The following is a 24581-nucleotide window of genomic DNA, read 5'->3' on the forward strand; positions in this document are numbered from 1 at the left end:
GACCGGGGCACTCTTTGTTCAAGCGGCTAGTACTTGAAGTTCAGGACCGTCACTGTGCCGGCCGTCAGCTTGAACTGCTGCGTCTGGGACTTGTACGCGAAGCCGGGCACCGTGGCGCGCTTGGCGAGGGGCGTGGGCTCGGCCTTGGCGCCATCGATCACGGTCTGGTCCTCGGCTGCGTAGCTGGGTCCGCTGAGCTGGGTCATGGTCCCGGTGACCGGTTTGCCCGGAAGGTTCAGGGTGACGGAAGTCTGCGCGGCCTTTTCGGGGTCGTTTTCGTTGATGATCACCACGCTGGTGCTGCCGTCGGCGTTCTGCAGCGCGTAGCTGAACGCCGGGCCGCCTCCGGCGCTGTTCACTTTCATGAACTTGCCGGCCTCGAGCTCGGCCACCATGGAGATGCCGAAGAAGTTGGCCCGGCCGGACATCTGGCCGTTGCCGAACGGGTAGGCCCCGGCGCTGCAGATGGCGGACAGGGGCGGGCCGCCCTTGCAGGTCAGCAGCGAGCTGTGGAAGCCGATTCGGGTGATGCCCAGCTGGGCGGCGGTGAGGGCATAGTCTGCCGCCCAGAGCGCAGATGCGTGGGTGCGGGAGGTCTCATTGGAACCGGGGCACGCCGAGATCCCGGTTTCCGGAATCCAGGTTTCCAGGCCGGCGGCCTGACCCACCGCGAGGGCCGCCTTCTGGTAGTTGACGCCACGGTCGTGCATCGTTCGGCTCATCGCGTTTGCCAAGGTAGGCGAGTCCTGGGGCAAGCTGCCGTCACAGTTGGAGAGCGGGTAGTGGTGGAACGTCAGGATCTTCTTCTGCGGGAGGTCCGCATCGACGAACGGCTGCCACCACTTCTGGTCGTAGGCGCCCGGGCCGGAGATGGGCACGTTCGGCGCCACTGCATAGATCGCGTTGGCGTAGTCCTTCAATTCCCGAATGTACTGATCCAGGCTGTAGCCGCTGCCGGACTTCACATCGTTGAACACGAAGCCGTTGGGCTCATTGCCCACAGTGATGCTCAGCAGCCGGTCGCCGAGGATCGCCGAGGCGTTTTTGGCCATGTCCGCAGCCCGCGCCGGGTTGTAGTGGCCCAGATCCACTGTGAGGCTGACCCTGGCGTCGCCGGCGTCCAGCAGGGTCTTGAGCCGGACCAGGTCTGCCGGGCCCACGGCCTTGACCGGGTGCGTCTTGTCACCCTTGTAGTCGGCGGGGACGGCCTCGCCGGTGGAGGTCCAGAAGAAACGCCGGTCCACGGCGTTGCCGCCGAAACGCAGGACCGGCTGGTCGATCTCCTTGAGCAGCTTGACCATCGACGCGTTGTCGCTGCTGAGGTCGGGATCGGCCAGATCCGTGGCCTCCAGGGAAATTCCCGCCATGCCCTTGTTCAAAGAAGTGCCCACGAGGTCGCTGGAGACATCGACCTTGAGGGGCTCAACCTTTTCCAGCGGCGACCCGGCCGGCGGACCCGGCTGCGCGTAATAGGTGACGGTCGGGCCCACCTCGGCAGGGGCGAGCGCCGGTGCCGACTGGGCCGGGGAAGAAGCGGCCGGCGGGGCCGGCGTCGGGTTTCCGAGGGCTAGGGGAACCAGTACTGCTGCGGCGACGGCGACAATTCCGGCGCCGGCGATCAGCCCTGCGCGCTTCCTGTTTCCCGCGCTTGTGCCCGCACTCTTACCGGGGTTTGCGGGTTGGGCGGGGTCGGGGCTTTCGGCTTTCCCGGGGGAAGAGTCGAATTTGGCCATGGGGGATTACCTCCGGAAGTTTGTGGCACGTGCCCCCAGCTTAGCCAAGGGCGGAGGCCGCCGCTGACCGGACGGCCCCGGACAACGTCCCGTGCACGGTCCCGGACAAGATCCCGGCGGAGGCTCCGCCCGGAGCGGACCAGCGGCGGCAACGCCGCAGGTCAGGCGCGGTCCGGGGCCGGCCGGCGGAACGTTTCGCGGGCCGGCAACCACACTGCGGCGGCGGCCAACAGGATGCCGCCAGTGACCGCAAAGGCCCAGCCGTAGCCCAGCCGGTCCGCCAGCAGCCCGGCCACCACCGGTCCCACAATCGCGCCGCTGTCGGAAGCCATCTGGAAGACGGCCAGGACGCGGCCGCCCGAGCGCTCGTTGCCGATCACGTCGGCGATGGCGGCCTGCTGGGCCGGTCCGAGCAGCCCGGAGCCGATCCCGGCGCAGGCGGAGGCGAGCAGGAACCAGGGCAGCTGGTGGGTGAAGCCGATGGCCGCCGTGGCGGTGCCGGTGACCAGCAGCCCGGCCAGCAGGAGCGGCTTGCGGCCGAGGCTGTCCGCGAGCCGGCCGGAAAACGTCAGCGCCACCGCGTTGCCGCCGGCAAACACCGCCAGCGCCCAGCCGGCCGACTCCGGACCGGCGCCGAGCGCAACGACGGCGAAGAGCGGCACTGTGGCCATCCGAACCCCGAAGGTGGCCCAGCCGTTGGCAAAGCTCGAAAACAGGCCGGCCCGGTAGGCGCTGTCCCGCAGCGCGTCCCGCAGTTCCATCGCAGGGGCCGTGGCGCCGGGCTGCCGCGAGGCGGCGGGGACATGGCTGAGCTGGGTCTGCACCACGACGGCGGCCAGCACCAGGGCCCCCGCGTAGGCCAGGAACGGCACCCGCAAGCCGAAGCTGGCGAGCATCCCGCCGACGATGGGGCCGCAGACGTTGCCGATCAGGAAGGCGGAGGCATAGGCCCCGGAGACCCGGCCGCGGCTTTCCGGCGGCGCGAGGCGGACCACGAGCGCCATGGACGCCACCGTGAACATCACCGAGCCAGCCCCGCCGAGGCCGCGGAAGACCAGCAGCTGCCAGTAATTCTGGGCGAAGGCGCAGGCGGCCGTGGACACCGCGACGATCAGCAGCCCGGCCACATAGACCGGCCGTTCGCCCAGCTTCACGATCAGGGTGCCCGCGGCCGGTGCGAAGACGAGCCGCATGAAAGCGAAGATGCTCACGATCACGGCCGCGGCGGTCGCCCCGACGTCGAACGTGGTGGCGAACTGGGGCAGAACCGGTGCCACGAGGCCGAAGCCGATCGCAATCAGGAAGGCCGCCACCAGCATCACCTTGATGTCCCGGGGCAGCCGGGAACGGCCCGGGGCCCGGGAGGGCACCTCGGCTGCGGCATCGCCGGCGGGGCGGGAGGTCTTGCTCATAATGCGTTCGTCCTTGGGAAGATGCGGTGCCTGCTGGCGGCGGGTCCAACAAGTGCGGGAATAATCCGCTGAAACATAACCGTAACAAGTGTGAGATGCACCATTTACGTCCGGGAGGTTCTTGTAACAACCCGGCAATGTAAATCCTCCGCCAGCGAAACACGGCCCCGCGAAACTCTTTCTAGAACGCAAATAAATGCGTTGGGACCGGCGGACTACTCCGCACCTAATAGCAAGAGAGGACGTAGACCATGGAACTCACCGCAGGTCTCGTTTGGCTCCTGGTCGCCGCGGCACTCGTGCTGTTCATGACCCCGGGCCTGGCATTCTTCTACGGCGGCATGACCCGCGCCAAGTCGGCTTTGAACATGATGATGATGAGCTTCGTCGCCATTGGAACCGTCGGCATCATGTGGATCCTGTGGGGCGCTTCGATGGCTACGACCAACGAAGACAACTTCTACCAGATCTTCGCCAACCCGTTCAGCCACTTCGGCCTGCACAACTTCACCGAACCGGCCGACCTGCTCAAGGTCGGCTACGCGGCCACGTTCGCGATCATCACGGTGGCCCTGATCTCCGGTGCGGTCGCCGACCGCGCCAAGTTCTCCGCATGGGTGGTCTTCACCCCCATCTGGGCCACCCTGGTCTACGCGCCGATGGCCTTCATGGTCTGGGGCGGCGGACTCTTCTCCGCGAATGGCTGGTTCGGCCAGACGTTCGCGCCGGTCATCGACTTCGCCGGCGGCACCGTGGTCCACATCAACGCCGGCGTCGCGGGCCTGATCCTGGTCCTGATCATCGGTAACCGCAAGGGCTTCGGCAAGGACCCGAACCACCGCCCGCACAACATTCCGTTCGTCATGCTCGGTGCCGCAATCCTGTGGTTCGGCTGGTTCGGCTTCAACGCCGGTGCCGCTGCCACTGTGGAGCAGGCCGGCCTGATCTGGATAAACACCCTGGCCGCCCCGGCCGCAGCCATGCTCGGCTGGCTCGCCGTGGAGCGCTTCCGCGACGGTCACCCAACCTCCCTCGGTGCCGCGTCCGGCGTGGTCGCCGGCCTGGTCGCCATCACCCCGGCCTGCGCCAACGTCTCCCCGCTGGGTGCGATCGCCCTCGGCGTCGTTGCCGGTGTGGCTTCGGCGCTCGCCGTCGGCCTGAAGTTCAAGTTCGGCTACGACGACTCGCTCGACGTCGTCGGCGTCCACCTCGTCTCCGGTGTTGTCGGCACGGTCGCAATCGGCTTCCTGGCCACCCCGACCCAGGGCGCCGCGGGCCTGTTCTACGGCGGCGGCACCACGCAGCTGGTCGCCCAGACCCTCGCGGCAATGATGGCCATCGTCTTCACCGCCGTGATGACCTTCATCATTGCCTTCCCGATCCACAAGCTCATGGGCTTCCGGGTTTCCCAGGAACAGGAAGTTGTCGGTGTGGACCTGAGCCTGCACGCAGAGACCGCCTACGAGTTCGGCGTCGGCGGGCACGGCGGCAGTTTCCAGCCGCTGCACGAACTGATCACGGGCAAGCCGATGGGCGGCGAGCCGCAGGAGGAAGGCACAGCCGCCGAAGTGCCGGTGGGCGCCGAGTCCAACGGCAAGCAGAACGCAACGGGCAAGGAAAGTGTGGGGGCATGAAACTGATCACGGCAATCGTCCGACCGGAAAAACTTGAGGCTATTCGCGAAGGCCTGGAAGCCTACGGTGTGCAGGGCCTCACGGTCAGCGCAGCCAGCGGCTACGGCCGGCAGCGCGGCTACACCGAGGTGTACCGCGGGGCCGAGTACAACGTGGACCTGCTGCCAAAGATCCGGGTGGAAGTCCTGGCCACCGACGAACAGGCGGACGACATCCTGGATGTCATCATCGCCAGTTCCAACACCGGCCGGGCCGGCGACGGCAAAGTCTGGACGATGGATGTGTTCGAGGCTGTCAGGGTCCGTACCGGAGAGCGTGGTTCGGCAGCGATCTAGCTGCCCCCGCTCCATGCCGCTAGGGCCAACAGACACAGCGGCGTTGACACGGCACTGACACAGCGGGCCGGATACCTGAGAAGGTATCCGGCCCGCTGTGTCGTTGCTGCTTGTGTCGTTAGTGCTGTGTCGTTGCTGCTGTGTCGGCCCGGCGCGCCGCGGGATCCGCGCTGGCCCTGCCGCGACGAATCTAGGCCGGCCAGCCCTCCGGCCCCGGGGTCCCGGCCGGATATTCCTCCAGCGGGACATGTCCGGCGGTCCAGGATTTCAGCACCGGCGCCAGGATGCGCCAGCAGTCTTCGGCCGTGTCCGCCCGCACCGAGAGCAGCGGATCCCCGGTCAGCACGCCCTCGAGCACTTCACCGTAGGGGAGGAGCTCAGAGGCGCTCAGTTCGGCCTGCAGCGTGGCCCGGTCCAGGCTCAGGACATTGCCCGGGCCGTTCACGTCGACGTCGAACTGCAGCGTGTCCGGGCCAAAGCCGATCCTCAGCTGGTTGGGGGCGTCCACACCGGTGAACCCCTTCGGAAGGTGCGGCACCGGCCGGAAGGTCACCACGGCCTCCTTGCGTTTCTGGCCCAGCGCCTTGCCTGAGCGCAGGATGAACGGCACGCCCTGCCAGCGCCAGTTGTCGATCTCCACCTGCACCTCGGCGAGGGTTTCAGTAGCCCTGGACGCGTCCACGCCCTCCTCCTTGGCGTAGTCCGGGATGTCCCGGCCGTTGATCGAACCCGCCGTGTACCGGGCCCGGCGGCTGCTTTGCCGGTAGGGGGCCTTAATGCTGCTGGCCCGCAGCACGGTGGCCACGGCATCGCGGAGATCGCGTTCGTCCACGGATGCCGGCGGCTCGATTGCCATGAGGGCCATGATCTGAAGCAGGTGGCTTTGGATCATGTCACGGAGCGCCCCGGCGCCGTCGTAGTAGCGGGCGCGGCCTTCGAGGGCGAGGTCCTCGTCGAAGATGATCTCGATTTTTTCGATGTTCTGCCGGTTCCACACCGGCTCCAGGAACGTGTTCGCGAAGCGCAGGCCAAGTATGTTCAGGACCGTTGCCTTGCCGAGGAAGTGGTCCACGCGGTGGATGTGGTCCTCCGGGACCAGCGCGGCCAGCGTCTTGTTCAGGTGGCGCGCCGACTGCTCGTCTGAGCCGAACGGCTTCTCCATGACCAGCCGGGTGCCGGTGGGCACGTCCTCCGGCGCCAGGGCCTCGCACGCGAGCTGGCTGACCCGCGGCGGCAGGGCGAAGTAGACAGCCACAGGCCCCTCCAGTTTCGCCAGGAGCCCGGCGAGCTGGCCCTCGGCCGTGACATCGAGCTGGTGGTAGGTGCTCTCCTTGCGGATCCGCTTGAGCTCCCGCTTGCCGTGGGCGTCGGCCTTGGAGTCCTCGTCCGCGAACGACTCCTCGATCCGGCCAAGCCACTGCTCCGGCGTCCAGGGGTCCGATCCCGCTCCCGCCAGGGCGAGGCCGTCGGCGCGGCCCCGGGCCACCAGGCGGGCAAGCCCCGGTAACAGGAGCCTTCCGGTGAGATCGCCGGAAGCGCCCAGGATGAGCAGGGTTTTTACAGTTGTTTGGCTGGTCACCTACGCCAGCATGCCATCTTGAAGGCGCATCTTGGTACCCTAGATAGTCGAGTCCTGTTGTCGTGGCGGTTCGTCCAGGCGAATACCAGTCGCGACGCTGGCGTGCCGCACCGGCCGCCACCTGTAGATCCACTGAAAGAAGTGCACGGCGCGTGTTCAATTCACTCTCTGACCGGTTGACAGCAACCTTCAAGAATCTGCGTGGCAAGGGCCGCCTGACCGAGGCGGACGTTGACGCCACAGTCCGCGAGATCCGGCGTGCCCTCCTGGACGCCGATGTCGCTGTGCCCGTGGTCCGGGAATTCACCGGCCGCGTGCGCGAGCGTGCCCTCGGCGCCGAGGTCTCCGGGGCGCTGAACCCGAGCCAGCAGATCGTGAAGATCGTCAACGAGGAACTCGTCGAGATCCTCGGCGGTGAGACCCGCCGGATCCGCCTGGCCAAGACCGGACCCACCATCATTATGCTGGCGGGCCTCCAGGGCGCCGGCAAGACCACCCTGGCCGGCAAGCTCGCCAAATGGCTCAAGTCCCAGGGCCACAGCCCCATGCTGGTGGCCTGTGACCTCCAGCGGCCCAACGCCGTCACCCAGCTGCAGGTGGTCGGCCAGCGCGCCGGCGTACCCGTGTTCGCCCCGCACCCGGGCGCAACGTCCACCGAACTGGACCACCCTGCCGGTGACCCCGTCGCCGTCGCCCGTGACGGCGTCGAGGAAGCCAAGCGCACCCTGCACGACGTCGTGATCGTGGACACCGCCGGCCGTCTCGGCGTCGACGCCGAGATGATGGAGCAGGCGCGCCAGATCCGCCGCGCGATCGTCCCGAACGAAGTCCTGTTCGTGATCGACTCCATGATCGGCCAGGACGCCGTCAACACGGCCCTGGCCTTTGACGAGGGCGTCAACTTCACCGGCATCGTGCTCTCCAAGCTCGACGGCGACGCCCGCGGCGGCGCCGCGCTCTCCGTCGCGTCGGTGACCGGCAAGCCGGTCATGTTCGCCTCCACCGGCGAAGGCGTGGACGACTTCGAGCTCTTCCACCCGGACCGCATGGCCTCGCGCATCCTCGACATGGGTGACGTCCTCACCCTGATCGAGCAGGCCGAGAAGTCCTGGGACAAGGATGAAGCCGCCCGGATGGCGAAGAAGTTCGCCGACCAGGAAGACTTCACCCTCGATGACTTCCTCGCCCAGATGCAGCAGATCCGCAACATGGGCTCCATGAAGAAGATGCTCATGATGATGCCGGGTGCGCAGAACATCCGCCAGCAGCTGGAGCAGTTCGACGAGCGCGAGATCGACCGCGTCGAGGCCATTGTCCGCTCGATGACCCCGCACGAGCGCGTGGCTCCGAAGATCATCAACGGCTCCCGCCGGGCCCGTATTGCCCGCGGTTCCGGCGTGCACGTCTCCGAGGTCAACGGACTGCTGGAACGGTTTGCCCAGGCCCAGAAGATGATGAAGAAGATGGCCGCCGGCGGCGGGATGCCCGGCATGCCGGGGATGCCCGGCATGGGCGGCGGGGGCGGTGCCCGCAAGGGAGCCAAGTCCGCGCCCAAGAAGAAGGCCCGCTCCGGCAACCCGGCCAAGGCGGCGCAGGAACTGCGCGACGCCGAGGCCCGGCGTGCCGCCGGCCCCAAGGCGCTGCCCACCGGCGCGTCGTTCGGCCAGCAGGGCGGCGACTTCGATCCGTCCCAGCTGAACCTGCCCAAGGGTTTCGACAAGTTCCTCGGCGGCAGCAAGTAGCCGCAAGTGCTGACGGCCGCCGGCACTGTGTCGCCGGCGGCATCAGCACTGAAGTGCCATAGGGTTAGACAATGTTCAAGCAGCGCGTAGTCTTCGTCCACGGGGACGGCAGCTTCGGCGCCGCCGCGTGGCCAAAACAGCACGGAATGGCGCTGGACTACGACGCCCTGTTCCTGCGGCGGCACGGGTTTGACGCCGTCGCGGAACCGCTCGAATCCAGCTTCGCCGCCGACGCCGCCATCGTGCTCGCCTCGCTGGCAGACGACGGCCGCGGCGAGGCCGGCGGCCATGTGGTGGCCCATTCGCAGGGCGCGATCGCTGCGATGATGGCCGCCGTCGAACGGCCCGACCTCGTCCAGTCGCTGACCCTGGTGGAACCGGCCTGCCTGTCCCTGACCGCGGAACTCCCGGCCACCGCCGCGCACCGGGCCCTCATGCAGCCGCTCTTCGACGTCCGCCACAACCTCAGCGACGACGACTTCCAGCGGGAGTTCATCCGCCGCGCGTTCGCGGCGGACGCCCCCGGGGCCACGACGCCGGAGGCCCTCCGGGCTGCGCGCCGGCTCCGCCTGCAGGCGCCGCCGTGGGAAGCCCCGCTGCAGATCGTGCCGGGCGTGCCGACCCTGGTCCTGACCGGCGGCTGGGAACCGCTGTATGAGGAAATCGCCGGCTACCTGCGCGAGACCGGCGCCCTGCACCGCACGGCGCCGGGAGGGCACCGGCCCCAGGATTCAGCCGAAGGGGACCGGGCCATCCGCTCCTACATCGCCGAGGTCAGCCGGCACCAGCACGCCCGGGCGTCCTAGGAAGCTGCGGGTCCTCCCACCGAGGGCTGCGGCAGGTAGACCTTGCCGCCCGAGGCGAGGAACTCGTTGCTCTTCGCCCGCATTCCGGCCGCCATCTCTGCACGGGCGGCCTGCTGTTCCGCCGAACCAGGATCCGCCGGACCGTAGTTGCCGGTGCCGTAGCCGCCGGTGCCATATTCGTCCCGGATGTCCTGGCTGATCCGCATGGAGCAGAACTTCGGACCGCACATCGAGCAGAAGTGGGCTGTCTTGGCCGGTTCCGCGGGAAGCGTCTCATCATGGAAGGCCTCGGCCGTGACCGGGTCCAGGGACAGCGCGAACTGGTCCCGCCAGCGGAACTCGAACCTTGCCTTGGACAGGGCATCGTCGCGTTCGTGCGCGCCGGGGTGGCCCTTGGCGAGGTCCGCGGCATGGGCGGCGATCTTGTAAGTGATCACGCCCGTCTTCACATCGTCCTTGTTCGGCAGCCCGAGGTGTTCCTTGGGCGTGACGTAGCAGAGCATGGCGGTGCCGTAGCGGGCGATCTCGGTGGCGCCGATCGCCGAGGTGATGTGGTCATAGCCCGGTGCGATGTCCGTGACGAGCGGCCCGAGTGTGTAAAACGGGGCGCCCTTGCAGAGTTCCTGCTGGCGCTCCACGTTTTCCCGGACGAGGTGGAAGGGCACATGCCCGGGGCCCTCCACCATGACTTGCACGTCGAAGTCCCAGGCCCGCTGCGTGAGCTCGGCCAGGGTGTCCAGTTCGGCGAACTGTGCCGCGTCGTTGGCATCCGCCGTCGCGCCCGGCCGCAGCCCGTCGCCCAGGGAGAATGCGACGTCGTAGCGTGCGAAGATCTCGCACAGCTCATCGAAGTGGGTGTACAGGAAGTTCTCCCGGTGGTGCGCCAGGCACCAGCCGGCCATGATGGAACCGCCGCGGGACACGATGCCGGTGACCCGGTTGGCCGTCAGGGGCACATACCGCAGCAGCACGCCGGCGTGGATGGTCATGTAGTCCACGCCCTGCTCGCACTGTTCGATCACGGTGTCCCGGAAGATCTCCCAGGTCAGGGCGTTCGCCTCACCGTTGACCTTCTCCAGCGCCTGGTAGATCGGGACCGTTCCGATGGGGACGGGGGAGTTGCGGATGATCCACTCGCGCGTGGTGTGGATGTCGTCCCCGGTGGAGAGGTCCATGACGGTGTCCGCGCCCCACTGCGTGGCCCACTGGAGTTTGTCGACCTCCTCGGCGATGGAGCTGGTCACGGCGGAGTTGCCGATATTGGCGTTGATTTTCACCAGGAACGCCTTGCCGATGATCATCGGCTCGGATTCGGGGTGGTTGACGTTGTTGGGAATGATCGCGCGGCCCGCGGCCACCTCGCTGCGCACCAGCTCCACATCGCAGTTCTCGCGCAGCGCGACGAACCGCATTTCCTGGGTGATGACACCGTCCCGGGCGTAGCGCATCTGCGTGACGGTCCTGCCCTCGACGGCCCGGCGTGGCACCGGCCGGCCGCCCCGCCACTCGGCCGACGCAGCACCGCGGCGCACCGCCGATTTGCCGTCGTCGAGCAGCTCCCGTTCGCGGCCGGCGTAGGGTTCGGTGTCCGCCCTGTCCTCAATCCAGGGGGTGCGGAACGGCTCCAGCCCGCGGACCGGATCGCTGCCCGGGCCGGCAGTGCGGTACACCCGGAACGGCGGGTTCCGGACGCCGCCCGGGGAGGGTTCCAGGGCGATCTCGGTCACCGGCACGCGGATGCCGTGCTCCGGACCCGTGCTGAAGGCCAGCGAGTGGGACTTCAGCGACTGCGTGGTGGCTGCGGACTGAATTTGGACAGGGCTGTGCTGTGTCACTTGGGTGTTCACGGAAAAGCTCACTTCCTTCGCCGGCATTACCCGGACAGGTTCAACGGTCGCAGGCTGCGTCAGCCCGATCTCAGCCCCTGCAGGGGCACCCGTGTGGTCGTAGACGAAACTACCACGCACCTCCGGCCGGCCCTCGAGTGTGACGGAGTGCGGTGGGCCGCGGTGTTAGCGTGGCATTGTGACTCTGCCCAGGGCCGTGCCCCGCATCCGGATGGCGACGCCGGAAGACCTCCCGGCGCTGCCGGTTCTCGAGGCCTCAGCAGACCGCATCCTCGAAGCGGAGCTGGGGAACCAGACGCTCCCGGCTCCGGAGTTGACAACGCCGGTTGAGCCGCTCTTCATACTTGTCGCCGGCAACCCGCCCGTAGGGTTTGCCCGCGTTGACGAGGTCGGCGGCCAGGCCCATCTGGAACAGCTCTCCGTGCATCCGGACTCCGCCGGGCGGGGGATAGGACGGTCCCTGGTGGAGGCGGCCCTTGATGCGGCCCGGAGCCGTGGCTATTTATCGATGACGCTTTGCACCTTCGCAGGCGTCCCGTTCAATGCGCCGTTTTATGCGAGCTGCGGTTTCGAGGAACTCGCCCGGCCAGGACAGGCGTTGGGCGCCCTGCGGATCCACGAAGCGCAGCTGGGGCTGGACGGTCTTGGCCGGCGGATCGTCATGCGGATTAGGCTTTAGGTCATGACCGGCATCATCGAGTTCAGCGGCCCCATCCTCACCGCGGCGGACCAGAAACGCCGCGGGCTCTGGTCGGTGGGCGGCCTGCTAACCTTCCGCCGTCCGGCCGCCGCGCCTGACCTCGTGCTCGACGGCTGGGTCATGCCCGGCCTCGTGGACGCACACTGCCACATCGGCCTCGGCCCGGGCGGGGACGTTACCGAGGACACCGCGGAATCCCAGGCCCTGGCGGACCGCGACGCCGGGACACTCCTGGTCCGCGACGCCGGCGCCGTCCACAACACCCGCTGGCTCCAGCAGCGCGCGGACCTGCCCCGGATCATCCGCTCGGGCCGGCACCTCGCGAGGGCCCGGCGCTACCTGCCGGGCCTGGCCGTCGAGGTCGAGCCGGAGGATCTCGTCGAGGCCGTGCGGAAGCAAGCCCGCGCGGGCGACGGCTGGGTCAAGCTCGTGGGGGACTGGATCGACCGCGACGCCGGCGACCTCGCCGCCAGTTTTCCCGCCCGGACGGTCAAGGACGCCGTCCGTGCCGCCCACGATGAGGGGGCCCGCGTCACCGCACACTGCTTCGCCGAAGACACCCTGGATGACATGCTCGATGCCGGGATCGACTGCATCGAGCACGCCACCGGGCTGCTGCCGCGGCACCTGCCGCGCTTCCTCGAACAGGGTGTTCCCATCGTGCCCACCCTGATCAACATCGCCACGTTCCCGGACATCGCCGCCCGGGCGGCGGCCAAGTTCCCCCGCTACGCAGCCCACATGCGCTCGCTGTGGGAGCGCCGGGCGGAGCGGATCCTCGAAGCCCACGAGGCCGGGCTGGCGATCTATGCCGGTACCGACGCCGGCAGCGTGATCAGCCATGGCAGGATCGTGGACGAGATCCAGGCCCTGCACGCCGCCGGCCTTTCCGCCGCTGCCGCCCTCAACGCCGCGAGCTGGTCCGCGCGGACCTGGCTCGGCGCGGAGTCCATCGGTGAAGGGGCAAGCGCTGATGTCCTCGTCACGGCCGAAGATCCGCGGAGCAATCCGGCCACGCTCCGCCGGATCCGGCATATCGTGCTGCGTGGGCTGCCGGTAGACCGGGTGCCAGTCCATGTTTTGGAATAAATTGAAGCTTCAAGTAATTTATCTTTATGTAGAGTCGCCGAAGGCCGGTGGCTACAGAATCCACGGAGCATTGCCATGACCGCAGAAGCCAGCACCCAGGACCTCCTTCCTGCCGAACTCACCATGGGCACCGTGATGCTCAAGGTCGGCGACATGAAGCTCATGACCGACTACTACCAGCGCGCCCTCGGCCTGGAGACTGTGGCCGAACAGGACGGCGGGCTCTACCTTGGGCGCCAGCAGAAGCCGCTGGTGCATCTGGCGCCTGCCCCGGGCCTGAATCTACCTTCCCGCGGCGAGGCCGGGCTCTTCCACACCGCCCTCCTCTTCGAGGACCAGCACTCCCTGGCGGCCACCATCGCCACCGCGGCCCAGTACGAGCCCCAGTCCTTCACCGGCAGCGCGGACCACCTCGTCAGCGAGGCGTTCTACTTCAACGACCCCGAAGGCAACGGCATCGAGCTGTACTGGGACCGGCCGCGGGCGGCGTGGTCCTGGGAGGGCAAGAACGTCGTCATGGACAGTCTCGCCCTGCCGCCGCAGCGCTACCTGCAGCAATACCTGACCGAGGAGTCCGTGGCCGGCCAGCGCCAGGCCGCCGCCGGCGTCGGGCACGTCCACCTGCAGGTCGGCGACGTCCAGTCGGCGCATGAGTTCTATGTCGGCACGCTCGGCTTCGAAAAGACCGCGGGCTGGCACGGCCAGGCGCTGTTCGTCTCGGCCGGCGGCTACCACCACCACATGGCCATGAACGTATGGAACAGCCGCGGCGCGGGCCCGCGGCGCGACACGCTGGGCCTGGGCGAGGTCCTCATCGAGGTGCCCTCCGGCGACGACGTCGCGGCCCTGGCCGACCGGCTCAAGGTTGCCGGCGTCGAATCCCACCACACCGGCGCCGAGCTGCGCTTCGAGGATCCGTGGCGCAACCGGATCCGCGTCGCCGTGCGCTAGAAGTTCTCCCCAGGCAAGCTGGTCGCTGGACATGTCCAGCGCGCACAGCTCCCCCCGGACATGTCCACTCTTCGCCGGCGGGACCGCTGGGCATGTCCACTCTTCGCCAGCAGGACACTGGAACATGTCCATTGCTCGCAGCCGGGAATGGACATAGTGGCCATATGTCCAGTGCTCAGGGTCAGGGGAGGGCATGCCCAGCGGGCCTTGGTCGGGTTCCCCGGGCCAGCGAGGGACATGTCCACTCTTCGCCAGCAGGAGACTGGAACATGTCCATTGCTCGCAGCCGGGAATGGACATAGTTGCCACATGTCCAGTGCTCAGGGTCAGAGGATGGCATGTCCAGCGGGCGGGGCGGGGTCGTGCTGAAGCGGCTAGGCTGAAGCGACGCCGAAAACAGCGGTCTGCGGACCGCCGAACCCTAAGGACCAGCTGCATGGGATTCACCGAACTCTTTGTGTCCACCCACGAAGAAGCCCTCAAGCGCGCCGGCGCACTGGAAGGCGGCAGCCCGGCCGCCCCGGGCGCCGTCCGCATCCCGGAGATCAGCGATTTCGAGGTGGAGCGGCTGGGAGACCTCGCCGGCGTCGCCGTGCACGCCCCGGGCGCGGACTATGAACTGGCCATGGTCGACGTGGCCAGCGACTCGCTGCTTGGCGTCCCGGCGGCAATGGTCCGCACGCTGGCGGAACTGCTCAGCTATGAAACCGAAGGGGAGGGCGAGGTCCTGGAGGATGTCGCCGCCAACTGGGCGGCCGAGGAGGACATGCCCTTCGGCCCCGACGAGGCCCGGGACTACATCCGCCGGATCGCCGAGCTCGCCGCCGGCGTCGACCCCGCCACCAGGTCCGGCCTCTACGTCTGGACGTCCTGACCGGCCCTCGAGGCCGCTTCCAGGCCGCGCGCTGGTGCGCCGGGCACGTGTCAAGTCGAAATCCTGCCGGTGATCTGGCACAATGAACAGGTACTCGATCTGCGTGGCCCCTCTCTCCGCGTCTGGATCTTGTCCTTTAGAACCCCCAAGTACGGCCCGCCCCACGGGTGCAGAACGCCGGGCTCGACCCCGTTTCAGAAACAGGAGTGACCACAAAAGTGGCCGTAAAGATTCGCCTTAAGCGCTTCGGTAAGATGCGCGCACCGTACTACCGCATCGTCGTCATGGACTCACGCTCCAAGCGTGATGGCCGTGCTATCGAAGAGATCGGCAAGTACCACCCGACCGAAGAGCCCTCGTACATCGAGGTCGACACGGACCGTGCCCAGTACTGGCTCGGCGTCGGCGCACAGCCGTCCGAGCAGGTCGCCGCGATCCTGAAGATCACCGGTGACTGGCAGAAGTTCAAGGGTCTCCCGGGCCAGGAGGGAACCTTGAAGACCAAGGCTCCCAAGGCTGCCTTCGTTACCCCGGAAAAGGGTTCCGTGATCATCCCGGAAGCCATCACCAAGAAGGCCAAGAAGGACGAAGCTGCCGAGGCTCCCGCCGACGCCGCCGAAGCAGAGACCACCGAGGCTGAGTAAATTGCTGGCAGAAGCGCTCGAACACCTGGTCCGCGGGATTGTTGACAGCCCCGAGGACGTCAAGGTCAGTGCGAAGAACAGCCGCCGCGGGGAAACCCTCGAGGTGCGCGTTCATCAGGACGACCTCGGACGGGTGATCGGCCGGCAGGGCCGGACCGCACGCGCATTGCGCACTGTGGTTGCGGCGCTGGCGGACGGCGAGCCGGTCAGGGTCGACGTCGTCGACACCGACCGCCGCCGGTAACGCTTTCAGCACTACTTGTCTTGAGTCCGGCCCCTTCACCAGATAATGGTGGAGGGGCCGGACTGTTTTCCCGTAATTCCGCACCAGAGAATACAGAATCACCAACCCCGAACAGAGGAACAGATGCAGCTCCAGGTGGCACGAATCGGCAAGCCCCACGGCATCCGCGGCGAAGTGACCGTCCAGGTGCTCACCGACGCGCCCGGCGACCGTTTTGTCCCCGGCACCCAGTTCATCGTTGAACCCGCCTCGGCCGGGCCGCTGACGGTGTTCAGCGCCCGCTGGAACAAGGACATCCTGTTGCTGGCCTTCGATGAGATCGAGACCCGCAACGAGGCCGAGACCCTGCGCGGCGCCAAGCTGTTCATCGAAACCGAAGACATCGGCGCCGAGGACGACGACGAGGGCTGGTACGAGCACGAGCTCGTGGGCATGGAGGTCCGGGTGGGCAGCAACGTGGTCGGCAAAGTCTCAGGACTGCACACCCTGCCGGTCCAGGACCTGCTGGTGGTCACCACGGATGAGGGCAAGGAAGTCCTGATCCCGTTCGTCGAACAGATTGTGCCCGAGGTCAACGTGGGTGAAAAGTACGTCCTCGTCACCCCGCCGCCCGGACTGTTCGAAGTCAACACGGACGAGGCGCCCGAGGCCCAAAACCCCGAGGCCCCAAACCTCGAGGCCCAAAACCCCGCAGCCCAGGCTCCGAAAGCCCAGGGCACCGCGGCCCGGAACTCCGAAGAGCAGGGCATCGCGTAGATGAGAATCGACGTCGTCAGCATCTTTCCGGAGTACCTGGCCCCGCTGGAGCTGTCGCTGATCGGCAAGGCCCGCCAGGACGGCCTGCTGGACCTCAAGGTCCATGACCTGCGGGACTTCACCACCGACCGGCACCGCACGGTCGATGACACCCCCTACGGCGGCGGCGCCGGCATGGTCATGAAGCCCGAACCCTGGGCTCAGGCCCTCACCGCCGTGGCCGCCGGGCGGTCCGGGGACGCAAGGGACGCCGGCGCACCTGACGACGCCGGCACCCCCGGCACTCCAGAGCCTGCCGGCCCGGAAGATGCCGCCAAGCCTGTCCTGATCGTCCCGTCGCCGGCGGGGGAGCGCTTCACCCAGGCCACCGCCCACGAACTGGCCGAGGAGGACCAGCTGGTCTTCGCCTGCGGGCGCTATGAGGGCATCGATGAACGGGTCCTGGAATGGGCCGCGGAGCACTTCACGGTGCGCCCGATGAGCCTGGGGGACTACGTCCTCAACGGCGGCGAAGTCGCCGTGCTGGCCATGGTTGAGGCCATCGGCCGGCTGCTGCCCGGCGTCGTCGGCAACCCCGAGTCCCTCGTGGAGGAATCCCACTCCGACGGGCTGCTCGAGTACCCCGTCTATACCAAGCCCTCCAGCTGGCGGGACCGCGACGTCCCGGCCGTGCTGCTGAGCGGCAACCACGGAAAGATCGCCCAGTGGCGCCGTCATGAGCAGTACCGGCGTACCGCCGAACGCCGCCCCGACCTCCTCGCGGAGTTCGACGCCGGCAAGCTGCCGCGCGCGGACCGTACGGCCTTCTCCGACCTGGGGTACGACGTCGTCGACGGCCGCCTGCTGCGCCGTCCCGACGCCTAACCGCCGGGATTGGGCTAACCCGCACAAAATGTGGCAAAATTAGTCCTTGTGCCTGCTGGGTTGCGAACCTGCCACAGGGGGAGCGCTACCAACAGCCCGGCACCCCGGCCCCGTCTACTCCTGACAGGGCCGGATTGACAAACTTTCGGCGGAAATTTCCGGGCGGCGCATGCCACCGGCCCTGACCGCCGTAACCCAACGTGAGTGACCTGTGGCGTTCACCAGGAGTGGATCAATGCATATCCTCGATTCCGTAGATGCAGCCTCGCTGCGCACCGATGTTCCCGAGTTCCGCGCGGGTGACACCATCAAGGTTCACGTGAACATCATCGAAGGCAAGAACTCCCGCGTCCAGGTCTTCCAGGGCTTCGTCCTTGGCCGCCAGGGCGATGGCGTCCGCGAGACCTTCACCGTCCGCAAGGTCTCCTTCGGGGTCGGCGTAGAGCGTACCTTCCCGGTGCACTCCCCGATCATCGACAAGGTCGAGCTCGTCTCCAAGGGTGACGTGCGCCGCGCCAAGCTTTACTACATGCGCAACCTGCGTGGTAAGGCCGCGAAGATCAAGGAAAAGCGCGACTTCCAGACCGCCAAGTAAGCCTTTTTCGTCTTCCACGACAGGCTTCCACCGCGGATCCACGGACCGTATCCGGTGCGTCAGCTAGTGCGGCGCCGGAGCTATCCGCAACAGCGCACATTAGTTCACGACAGCGCCAGGGGATACGGAACATGGAACAGCCAAAACGCCAGCCCAGGAAACCGGGCTGGCGTTTTGCGTTGCTCGCCCTGGTGCTCGCCGTGGCCATCAGCGCCGTGGTCCGCTCCCTGTGGGTGGACATCTTCTTCATCCCGTCCGCCTCCATGGAGCCGCTCCTGCACACGGGGGACCGGATCGTCGTGGCGCGGACCGGCTTCCAAGCTAAGCCCTTGGGCCGGGGCGACGTCGTCGTCTTTGACGGCCGCGGTTCCTTTGCCCCGCTCAACAGCGGCAACGGCCCCGTGGTGGATGCCCTCGCCGAAGCCGGACGCTGGCTTGGCCTTGCGGGCAGCGACACAACGTATGTCAAGCGCGTCATCGGACTGCCCGGCGACCGTGTGGTCTGCTGCGACGCCGGCGGCCGGCTCACAGTCAACGGCCAGCAAGTTGCGGAACCGTATGTGTATCCGGGGGACACCCCGAGCGATGTGAAGTTCGCCGTCCAGGTGCCTGCCGGGCGGCTCTGGCTCATGGGGGACCACCGCTCGATGTCCGCCGACTCCCGGAGCCTCCTGGGCGCCCCTGGCGGGGGCATGGTGCCGCTGGAACGCGTCATTGGCAGGCCGGTACAGATCATCTGGCCGCTTGATAGATTTGCAGCAGTAGCGCGGCCCGAACCGGCTGCGACAACGACGACGACGAACGGACAGTAGATGCCCGAGACCGAACCGCGCACTCCTGATCCGCAGGGCCAGGACCGACCCCGGGTTACCGCCTCGGCGATTCCCGCGGATGAGCCGGCGGATCCACCGGCTGGTGCGCCGGCTCCTGCTCCGGCGTCGGCTCCTGCGTCGCAGGACGACAGCGCCGGTGCGCAGCGCGCTGATCGTATCCAGGCTGCCCGTATCGAGACTGCCCCGACCGCGGCTGGGCCGACCGCGCCTGAGCCGACCGGGAAGGAGCGGGCCGACGGCCCCGCCCACGCCGATCCGACCTCCCGCCGGGCCAGGAAGGCCAAGGCCCGCGAAGGGCGCAGCCCGCTCTTCCTGTGGCTCAAGGAGGTTGCCACCGTGGTCGTCGTGGCGATCGTGCTGTCCTTCCTGATCAAGACCTTCCTGTTCCGGGCCTTTTACATCCCGTCCGAATCCATGGTCAACACCCTCGATGTGAACGACCGCATCTTCGTGAACCTGCTCGTGCCCGAGCCCATGGCGCTCCAGCGCGGGGACGTGGTGGTGTTCCGGGACAGCCAGGGCTGGCTTGCCCCCGCAGCCGCGAAGACGAAGGGCCCGTTCACCTGGGTGCAGGACGGGCTGACGTTCGTCGGTCTGCTGCCGGACAACTCCGAACAGCACCTGGTCAAGCGCGTCATCGGGCTCCCCGGCGACCACGTGGTCTGTTGCGACGCCGGCGGACAGCTCACCGTCAACGGCGCGCCGCTGGACGAGAAATACATCAATGCCGCAGAGATTCCCCAGGTCCGCGACTTCGACGTCGTCGTGCCCGCGGGCAAGGTCTGGGTCATGGGCGACAACCGCAACCACTCCGCGGATTCCCGCGCCCACATGGACACCAACGGCGGCTTCGTCAACGAATCCGACATTGAAGGCAAGGCCGCCGTCATAGCATGGCCGCTGAACAGGATGTCAGCCCTGGACAACTACCCGGACGTCTTCCGCAGCGTGCCCGCCCCGTCCGGAAAGTAATCCGCCCGTCATGTCAGCAGCCCCCACCCTCGACTACGAACGCCGCTTCCGCAGCTCCGGCGCACGGCTCCTCGCGGGCATCGACGAGGTCGGCCGCGGTGCCCTGGCCGGTCCCGTCAGCGTGGGGATCGCCGTCGTGGACCTGCAGCAACAAAAGCTCCTGGCCGATGTCCGGGACAGCAAGCTCCTCAAGGTAGCGGACCGGGAGCGGCTGGTGCCGCTGGTCCGGGACTGGAGCGTCGCCTCCGCCGTCGGGCATGCGTCCGCGAACGAGATCGACGAACTCGGGATCATCGCGGCGCTCCGTCTTGCCGGGAACCGGGCCTGGTTTGCCGTGCTCGCCGCCGGAATCAGGCCCGAGGTTGTCCTGCTGGACGGCAGCCACAACTGGCTCTCGCCGGATCTGCAGCCCTCATTGTTTGACGATGCCCCCGCCGAACCCGGCTGCGATGCCCCGGTGCACACACTGGTCAAAGCCGACATGCAGTGCCTCAGCGTCGCCGCGGCCAGCATCATCGCCAAGGTCGAGCGCGATGCGATGATGTGCGGGCTGCACACCCAGTACCCGGCCTACGGCTGGGACGTGAACAAGGGCTACGGCACCGCAGCGCACAAGGAGGCGCTGCGGACCTCCGGTCCCACGCCGTACCACCGGGTCAGCTGGCAGCTGCTCTAGCTGCTCTGGCCGCTCGGGCGCGACGGCCGGTGGCGCGCGGCCGGCGCCGGATGGTGCAAGATGGAACCATGAGTGCCGAGGACCTTGAAAACTATGAGACCGACATGGAGCTACAGCTCTACCGCGAATACCGCGACGTCGTCGGGCTGTTCAGCTATGTGGTCGAGACCGAGCGGCGTTTCTATCTTGCCAACCATGTTGACCTGCAGGCCCGCAGCGCCGACGGCGAGGTCTACTTCGACCTGACCCTGCAGGACGCCTGGGTGTGGGATGTCTACCGCTCCGCCCGGTTCGTCAAGAGCGTCCGAGTCATCACGTTCAAGGACGTCAACGTCGAGGAACTGCCCCGCAGCGAGGAACTCGCCCTGCCCAAGGTCGAGGACCTGGGCAACTGACCTTCGTTTCCTAGCCCCTGAGTGGCGCAGGGTTTCCGTTGCGGTCCACGGCAATGCCCTGCTGCCGCAGCAGGTCCAGCACACTCTCCGGATACGAACCGCAGCCATCCGGGTTCGCGGATCCCCGCTCGGCGGCGTGGTCGGACGCTGTGTCGCCGATGCCGATGGTTGCGACGGCCGCCTTCCATCCGCCGAGCCCCTCGATCTGCTTGGGGACCCACACGTTGGCCGCACCGTTGACGTAGTCCCACACTTTGGGGTGGACCCCCGGGCCGAGGTAGATGCCGCCTCCCGCCGCCCGGGTGACGAGTGTGGGCAGTGGCAGGACCCCCATCAATTGCGCGGCCTGATACTCGGACATGTTCCACGGGGGTTCGTCGAAGTAGTACCAGCTCGCCGCGCAGATGCCGTACAGCTTCGGGCCGAACTGCGCGTAGTTCAGATACAGCTCCATGATCCTTTGCGGGGTCAGGGTGAGGCTGAACTCGGTCGCAAGCCCGGCCTCCAGCCCCTTCCTCAGGGCATTCGCATCAGGCCACAGGAAGATGTTCTTGACCAGCTGCTGCGGGACCGTGGAACCGCTTGGGTCATCCTTGCCCTGCAGGTAGGCGACGGCCCTGTCCCGGAACTCATCGACGGAGAACGCGCCAACACGCGTTCCCAGCTGTTGGTCCTCGTGGGCGACGGCCGCGGCGATGACATAGCGGCTGATGTGGTTCAGGGACACGTACTGGTAGGCGATCGGGCCGCCGGTCTGCAGCATGTAGGCAGTGCGCGGGGGAGCGAACCAGATGAAGGAGACGGCGGCCAGCTCCGTGATGACCACCATGGCGAGGGCGAACTTGAAGATCCTGGCGAGCAGCCGCCGGATCCGGTGCGTACGTCTTCCCGCCGGAGCCGCCGGCTCAGGCTCCGGGGCGGGGCCGGGCTCTGACCGCACTGGCGCGGGCCCGGATCCTGGCGCAAGCCGCGCTGGTGCGGGCCCGGATCCTGGCTCGGGCCGCGGTGCGGTCTCGGTCTCAGGACGCGCTGGTGGGGGCCAGCTGGGGCCCGCCTGCCCGCCGGGCGGACCTGGTTCTGTAAGCTGCTGCGTTCCCAGCGGCTGGGCCGCTCGATATTCCATACGCCGATCCTTCGGCCGATCCTCAGGAGAGACTACGGACGCCCCGCGGAATTCGAGGGGGTTGGGAAAAGCCTAGGTGGGCCGTGCGGGCATTGGCTACGTTTCGTTGCCTGACAATCGCATCAACACGTCCTGTCAATGCCGCCACGGATTTGATCGCCGGAAGTGGCCGCCCGGGATCCGCCCAGATCCGGGGCCGTCGGCAGGCGTCGCGGCGAAGTGTCCCAACGTTGGTAGATGTGCACTCATGGGTTATCTCCACTGTTGAGAAATTCGGTTACCTGCTGCGCGATCTCGTCGGTGATTCCCGTCTGCCAGGCGGTCTTGAACAGGGGCTGATCGGCATAGAAGTCTGAGTCATCGTCGACGATTGCATACCGCGCAACTTCCGGATGCCGGTCCAGCCACATCTTCACTTCCTCGCCACGAAAACCTGTGTCCGCTGTCGGAGTAACGTCAAAGGTCTTGCAAACGTGTCTGTCGACTTCTTCACGGCCGCCGGGGATATGCCGCCATGTGGACGTTAGAACAACGGCTGCGTCCGTGTCGAAGATGATCTTGCAGACCTTGGACGCCAGGAAAGGATCGATGCCCATGAAGCCGCGAAAGCTCTGTCTCGTACCAACGCGGTTGACGACACCGTCAATGTCGAGGAAAAGTACCTTCATTCCTTGTTCCTCCTGCAGTTCTTTCGTTCTGCCTTGATTATGCGATCAGCAGTGCTGAGCGGGCTGCGGATACTCTTCTCATCACGCATGTGCTCTTGCAGCCCGGCGACGTTTTCCACATAGCCGAGGTGGGCCCTGTCGTCGTAAGTGGCGGCGCTTCACGCTGGAGGCATGAGAGCTAAGGATGTGCTGGGCCGGCGCGGGGAGGACCTCGCTGCGGATTTCCTGCAGGCCCACGGCATGAGGATCGTGGAGCGGAACTGGCGCTGCCCGGAGGGTGAGATCGACATTGTCGCGCTCGACGGCGACGCGCTGGTCATCGCCGAGGTGAAAACCCGGAAATCCCTGGCCTTCGGGCATCCGTTTGAGGCTGTCGGCGCGGACAAGCTGGCCAGGCTCCACCGGCTGGCAGCGGCGTGGTGCCGTGCCCAGGGGCTGTGGATGCCGCTGTGCCGCGTGGACGTGATCGCGGTGCTCGACGACGGCATCGGTGAGCCCGCCCTCGAGCACCTCAAAGGGGTGGGGTAGATGGCCCTGGGCCGGACCTATTCTGTCGCCCTCGTGGGCCTCAACGGCTACATCGTGGAGGTCGAAGCCGACATTGGCCAGACCCTGCCGGCGTTCGTGATCCTGGGCCTGCCGGACGCCTCACTGAACGAGGCCAAGGAACGGATCCGCTCGGCGGCGCAGAATTCGGGGATCCCGCTGAGCCGCCGGAAGATCACGGCCAACCTCATTCCGGCATCCCTGCCCAAACGCGGTTCGGGCTTTGACCTCGCCATCGCGATGGCCGTGCTGCTGGCGGCGAACGACATCAGGCCCACGGGCCGCACGGTCTTCATCGCCGAGCTCGGCCTGGACGGCCGGTTGCGGCCAGTGCGCGGTATCCTTCCGGCCGTGATGGCCGCGGTCCGGGCCGGCTACCCGGAGGTCGTCGTGGCCCGGGCCAACGTGGCGGAGGCCGAACTGGTCCCCGGCGCGCAGGTCCGGGGCTACGCCACACTGGCCCGGCTCGCGTTCGACTGCGGCGCGGACCCGCAGGACCTCGCTCTCGACTTCGAACCCGAGACCGAGGACTCCGGCCACCCCGAACCCGGCACCGGTCCCGCCCTGGCGCCGGACATGTGCGATGTCTCCGGCCAGGCGGCGGCGCGGCGTGCATTGGAAGTGGCCGCCGCCGGTGCCCACCACCTGCTGCTGACCGGACCGCCGGGTGCCGGGAAGACCATGCTCGCGGAGCGGCTGCCCGGGCTGCTGCCGGATCTGGGCGACACCGAGGCCATGGAGGTGACCGCCATCCACTCGCTGTGTTCGCTGCCGTCGGGCTCCGTGCAGCTGCTGCGCCGCCCGCCCTACGAGAACCCGCACCACACCGCGACGGCGGTGGCCATCATCGGTGGCGGCTCCGGGCTGCCGCGGCCCGGGGCGGCGTCCCGCGCGCACCGCGGGGTGCTCTTCCTGGACGAGGCCCCGGAGTACGACCGCGGCGTCCTGGACGCCCTGCGGCAGCCGCTGGAAAGCGGAGAGCTGGTCATCCACCGCTCGGCCGGGTCCGCGGCCTATCCCGCGCGATTCCAGCTGGTCCTTGCAGCCAACCCCTGTCCCTGCGGCAAGGCAACGGGCAAAGGAGTGGACTGCATCTGCACGCCCATCATGCGCCGCCGGTACCAGGCCCGGATGTCAGGGCCGCTGCTGGACAGGGTCGACATCCAGCTCGAAGTCGAGCGGGTCTCGCTCGCCGGCTTCGGCCAACCTGCGGCCGAGGAAGGAACGGCCAGCATCGCGGAAAGGGTCCGGGCGGCCCGGACCCGCCAGCTGGACCGGTTGCTGCCATTCGGGATGGAAACCAACGCGCAGGTGCCGGGGCGGCTGCTGCGCGGGTCCCTGCGGCTCGATGCCCCCACCACCCGCATCCTGGACTACGCACTGGAGCGCGGAGTGCTGACCGCCCGCGGCTACGACCGCGTACTGCGCCTCGCATGGACCCTTGCGGACCTGTCCCCGCACGACGTCCCGGACGCAGACGACGTCGGGCAGGCGCTGGGCCTCCGGCAGGCCGCCGCGGTCTCACCCTGAGCCTGCCGGCACGAAGCCCACCCCAGCCGTGCG

The 24581-nt window shown here is 67.6% G+C and carries 25 protein-coding genes and 1 riboswitch; of the genes, 19 read left to right on the forward strand and 6 right to left on the reverse strand.

The genetic code is table 11. From position 1 onward, the window contains the following. Positions 1 to 26: 26 nt before the first annotated feature. Both AC1DGD_RS14555 and AC1DGD_RS14560 read right to left on the reverse strand, forming a co-directional pair. A complete protein-coding gene (locus AC1DGD_RS14555) occupies positions 27 to 1733 on the reverse strand; it encodes a hypothetical protein (RefSeq protein ID WP_476857256.1) in 1707 nt (568 codons plus the stop codon). 161 nt (positions 1734 to 1894) lie between these two features. After that, positions 1895 to 3145 carry an MFS transporter gene (locus AC1DGD_RS14560; RefSeq protein ID WP_476857257.1) on the reverse strand — a complete coding sequence of 417 codons (1251 nt, stop codon included), beginning with the start codon at positions 3143 to 3145 and terminating at the stop codon, positions 1895 to 1897. 251 nt (positions 3146 to 3396) lie between these two features. Here AC1DGD_RS14560 and AC1DGD_RS14565 point away from each other — a divergent pair, with 251 nt between their 5' ends. Together AC1DGD_RS14565 and AC1DGD_RS14570 are read left to right on the forward strand one after the other, a co-directional pair. Beyond that, on the forward strand, positions 3397 to 4779 hold the full coding sequence (locus tag AC1DGD_RS14565; protein WP_476857258.1) for an ammonium transporter: 1383 nt from the start codon (positions 3397 to 3399) through the stop codon (positions 4777 to 4779). Beyond that, a complete protein-coding gene (locus AC1DGD_RS14570) occupies positions 4776 to 5114 on the forward strand; it encodes a P-II family nitrogen regulator (protein WP_028276847.1) in 339 nt (112 codons plus the stop codon). The genes AC1DGD_RS14565 and AC1DGD_RS14570 overlap by 4 nt, the downstream gene beginning before the upstream one ends. 190 nt (positions 5115 to 5304) lie before the next feature. Here the strand turns inward: AC1DGD_RS14570 and AC1DGD_RS14575 are convergent, their stop codons facing one another. Then, a complete protein-coding gene (locus tag AC1DGD_RS14575) occupies positions 5305 to 6693 on the reverse strand; it encodes a glucose-6-phosphate dehydrogenase (protein WP_476857259.1) in 1389 nt (462 codons plus the stop codon). Between the two features lie 152 nt (positions 6694 to 6845). On the opposite strand from AC1DGD_RS14575, the gene ffh reads away from it, so the two are divergent. After that, the gene (gene ffh / locus AC1DGD_RS14580; protein WP_223916506.1) at positions 6846 to 8435 is read left to right on the forward strand and encodes a signal recognition particle protein; all 1590 of its coding nucleotides are present in this window, start codon (positions 6846 to 6848) and stop codon (positions 8433 to 8435) included. Positions 8436 to 8506: 71 nt separating this feature from the next. Next, a complete protein-coding gene (locus tag AC1DGD_RS14585) occupies positions 8507 to 9241 on the forward strand; it encodes an alpha/beta fold hydrolase (protein ID WP_230011099.1) in 735 nt (244 codons plus the stop codon). On the opposite strand, the gene thiC is transcribed toward AC1DGD_RS14585, so the two are convergent. Next, on the reverse strand, positions 9238 to 11088 hold the full coding sequence (thiC, locus tag AC1DGD_RS14590; protein ID WP_476857260.1) for a phosphomethylpyrimidine synthase ThiC: 1851 nt from the start codon (positions 11086 to 11088) through the stop codon (positions 9238 to 9240). The two genes, AC1DGD_RS14585 and thiC, sit on opposite strands and share 4 nt — an antisense overlap. Beyond that, positions 11084 to 11191: riboswitch (TPP riboswitch) on the reverse strand. (Overlaps the previous gene by 5 nt.) Before the next feature lie 75 nt (positions 11192 to 11266). Here thiC and AC1DGD_RS14595 point away from each other — a divergent pair. The 13 genes from AC1DGD_RS14595 to AC1DGD_RS14655 all read left to right on the forward strand — a co-directional run bounded on the left by AC1DGD_RS14595 (position 11267) and on the right by AC1DGD_RS14655 (position 20681). Next, positions 11267 to 11767: a GNAT family N-acetyltransferase gene (locus AC1DGD_RS14595; RefSeq protein WP_476857261.1), complete on the forward strand. Its 501-nt coding sequence runs from the start codon at positions 11267 to 11269 to the stop codon at positions 11765 to 11767. Positions 11768 to 11770: 3 nt separating this feature from the next. Next, a complete protein-coding gene (locus AC1DGD_RS14600) occupies positions 11771 to 12877 on the forward strand; it encodes an amidohydrolase family protein (protein WP_476857262.1) in 1107 nt (368 codons plus the stop codon). A 75-nt stretch (positions 12878 to 12952) separates the two neighbouring features. Continuing rightward, positions 12953 to 13828 (forward strand): VOC family protein, encoded by an 876-nt coding sequence (locus AC1DGD_RS14605; protein ID WP_476857263.1) that lies wholly within the window; start codon positions 12953 to 12955, stop codon positions 13826 to 13828. Positions 13829 to 14264: 436 nt separating this feature from the next. Beyond that, entirely contained in the window at positions 14265 to 14702 is a 438-nt protein-coding gene (locus AC1DGD_RS14610) for a hypothetical protein (protein WP_476857264.1), read from the forward strand. 218 nt (positions 14703 to 14920) lie between these two features. Continuing rightward, the gene (gene rpsP, locus AC1DGD_RS14615) at positions 14921 to 15346 is read left to right on the forward strand and encodes a 30S ribosomal protein S16 (protein WP_026266438.1); all 426 of its coding nucleotides are present in this window, start codon (positions 14921 to 14923) and stop codon (positions 15344 to 15346) included. A 1-nt stretch (position 15347) separates the two neighbouring features. Next, the gene (locus AC1DGD_RS14620; RefSeq protein WP_476857265.1) at positions 15348 to 15590 is read left to right on the forward strand and encodes an RNA-binding protein; all 243 of its coding nucleotides are present in this window, start codon (positions 15348 to 15350) and stop codon (positions 15588 to 15590) included. 123 nt (positions 15591 to 15713) lie between these two features. Beyond that, on the forward strand, positions 15714 to 16346 hold the full coding sequence (gene rimM / locus AC1DGD_RS14625; RefSeq protein ID WP_476857266.1) for a ribosome maturation factor RimM: 633 nt from the start codon (positions 15714 to 15716) through the stop codon (positions 16344 to 16346). After that, complete coding sequence (gene trmD / locus AC1DGD_RS14630) at positions 16347 to 17210, forward strand: tRNA (guanosine(37)-N1)-methyltransferase TrmD (RefSeq protein ID WP_476857267.1); 864 nt, start codon at positions 16347 to 16349, stop codon at positions 17208 to 17210. It begins immediately after the preceding gene. A gap of 235 nt (positions 17211 to 17445) precedes the next feature. Then, the gene (gene rplS, locus AC1DGD_RS14635; protein ID WP_018773447.1) at positions 17446 to 17805 is read left to right on the forward strand and encodes a 50S ribosomal protein L19; all 360 of its coding nucleotides are present in this window, start codon (positions 17446 to 17448) and stop codon (positions 17803 to 17805) included. 131 nt (positions 17806 to 17936) lie between these two features. Beyond that, positions 17937 to 18617 (forward strand): signal peptidase I, encoded by a 681-nt coding sequence (lepB, locus tag AC1DGD_RS14640; protein ID WP_028276855.1) that lies wholly within the window; start codon positions 17937 to 17939, stop codon positions 18615 to 18617. After that, the gene (gene lepB / locus AC1DGD_RS14645; RefSeq protein ID WP_476857268.1) at positions 18618 to 19610 is read left to right on the forward strand and encodes a signal peptidase I; all 993 of its coding nucleotides are present in this window, start codon (positions 18618 to 18620) and stop codon (positions 19608 to 19610) included. A 10-nt stretch (positions 19611 to 19620) separates the two neighbouring features. Further along, positions 19621 to 20286 carry a ribonuclease HII gene (locus tag AC1DGD_RS14650; RefSeq protein WP_476857269.1) on the forward strand — a complete coding sequence of 222 codons (666 nt, stop codon included), beginning with the start codon at positions 19621 to 19623 and terminating at the stop codon, positions 20284 to 20286. 68 nt (positions 20287 to 20354) lie between these two features. Further along, positions 20355 to 20681: a DUF2469 domain-containing protein gene (locus tag AC1DGD_RS14655; RefSeq protein WP_018773443.1), complete on the forward strand. Its 327-nt coding sequence runs from the start codon at positions 20355 to 20357 to the stop codon at positions 20679 to 20681. A 10-nt stretch (positions 20682 to 20691) separates the two neighbouring features. Here AC1DGD_RS14655 and AC1DGD_RS14660 read toward each other — a convergent pair whose 3' ends face one another. Further along, positions 20692 to 21621, reverse strand: coding sequence for a transglycosylase domain-containing protein (locus tag AC1DGD_RS14660; RefSeq protein ID WP_476857270.1), 930 nt, complete (start codon positions 21619 to 21621; stop codon positions 20692 to 20694). 428 nt (positions 21622 to 22049) lie between these two features. After that, positions 22050 to 22472: an HAD domain-containing protein gene (locus tag AC1DGD_RS14665; protein WP_476857271.1), complete on the reverse strand. Its 423-nt coding sequence runs from the start codon at positions 22470 to 22472 to the stop codon at positions 22050 to 22052. Positions 22473 to 22643: 171 nt separating this feature from the next. On the opposite strand from AC1DGD_RS14665, the gene AC1DGD_RS14670 reads away from it, so the two are divergent. Continuing rightward, complete coding sequence (locus tag AC1DGD_RS14670) at positions 22644 to 23000, forward strand: YraN family protein (RefSeq protein ID WP_476857272.1); 357 nt, start codon at positions 22644 to 22646, stop codon at positions 22998 to 23000. Beyond that, entirely contained in the window at positions 23001 to 24548 is a 1548-nt protein-coding gene (locus AC1DGD_RS14675) for a YifB family Mg chelatase-like AAA ATPase (protein WP_476857273.1), read from the forward strand. The last annotated feature ends 33 nt before the right edge of the window (positions 24549 to 24581 follow it).

This window comes from Arthrobacter sp. 05T45, assembly GCF_056395875.1.

What these genes read in the sequence shown, in the direction of transcription:
- lepB (WP_476857268.1), top strand. Translation starts at nt 18,618, where the DNA reads ATGCCCGAGACCGAACCGCGCACTCCTGATCCGCAGGGCCAGGACCGA.
- AC1DGD_RS14655 (WP_018773443.1), top strand. Translation starts at nt 20,355, where the DNA reads ATGAGTGCCGAGGACCTTGAAAACTATGAGACCGACATGGAGCTACAG.
- lepB (WP_028276855.1), top strand. Translation starts at nt 17,937, where the DNA reads ATGGAACAGCCAAAACGCCAGCCCAGGAAACCGGGCTGGCGTTTTGCG.
- AC1DGD_RS14675 (WP_476857273.1), top strand. Translation starts at nt 23,001, where the DNA reads ATGGCCCTGGGCCGGACCTATTCTGTCGCCCTCGTGGGCCTCAACGGC.
- AC1DGD_RS14555 (WP_476857256.1), bottom strand. Translation starts at nt 1,733, where the DNA reads ATGGCCAAATTCGACTCTTCCCCCGGGAAAGCCGAAAGCCCCGACCCC.
- AC1DGD_RS14605 (WP_476857263.1), top strand. Translation starts at nt 12,953, where the DNA reads ATGACCGCAGAAGCCAGCACCCAGGACCTCCTTCCTGCCGAACTCACC.
- trmD (WP_476857267.1), top strand. Translation starts at nt 16,347, where the DNA reads ATGAGAATCGACGTCGTCAGCATCTTTCCGGAGTACCTGGCCCCGCTG.
- rimM (WP_476857266.1), top strand. Translation starts at nt 15,714, where the DNA reads ATGCAGCTCCAGGTGGCACGAATCGGCAAGCCCCACGGCATCCGCGGC.
- AC1DGD_RS14670 (WP_476857272.1), top strand. Translation starts at nt 22,644, where the DNA reads ATGAGAGCTAAGGATGTGCTGGGCCGGCGCGGGGAGGACCTCGCTGCG.
- AC1DGD_RS14665 (WP_476857271.1), bottom strand. Translation starts at nt 22,472, where the DNA reads ATGAAGGTACTTTTCCTCGACATTGACGGTGTCGTCAACCGCGTTGGT.
- AC1DGD_RS14570 (WP_028276847.1), top strand. Translation starts at nt 4,776, where the DNA reads ATGAAACTGATCACGGCAATCGTCCGACCGGAAAAACTTGAGGCTATT.
- AC1DGD_RS14600 (WP_476857262.1), top strand. Translation starts at nt 11,771, where the DNA reads ATGACCGGCATCATCGAGTTCAGCGGCCCCATCCTCACCGCGGCGGAC.
- AC1DGD_RS14560 (WP_476857257.1), bottom strand. Translation starts at nt 3,145, where the DNA reads ATGAGCAAGACCTCCCGCCCCGCCGGCGATGCCGCAGCCGAGGTGCCC.
- rplS (WP_018773447.1), top strand. Translation starts at nt 17,446, where the DNA reads ATGCATATCCTCGATTCCGTAGATGCAGCCTCGCTGCGCACCGATGTT.
- AC1DGD_RS14610 (WP_476857264.1), top strand. Translation starts at nt 14,265, where the DNA reads ATGGGATTCACCGAACTCTTTGTGTCCACCCACGAAGAAGCCCTCAAG.
- AC1DGD_RS14565 (WP_476857258.1), top strand. Translation starts at nt 3,397, where the DNA reads ATGGAACTCACCGCAGGTCTCGTTTGGCTCCTGGTCGCCGCGGCACTC.
- AC1DGD_RS14585 (WP_230011099.1), top strand. Translation starts at nt 8,507, where the DNA reads ATGTTCAAGCAGCGCGTAGTCTTCGTCCACGGGGACGGCAGCTTCGGC.
- AC1DGD_RS14650 (WP_476857269.1), top strand. Translation starts at nt 19,621, where the DNA reads ATGTCAGCAGCCCCCACCCTCGACTACGAACGCCGCTTCCGCAGCTCC.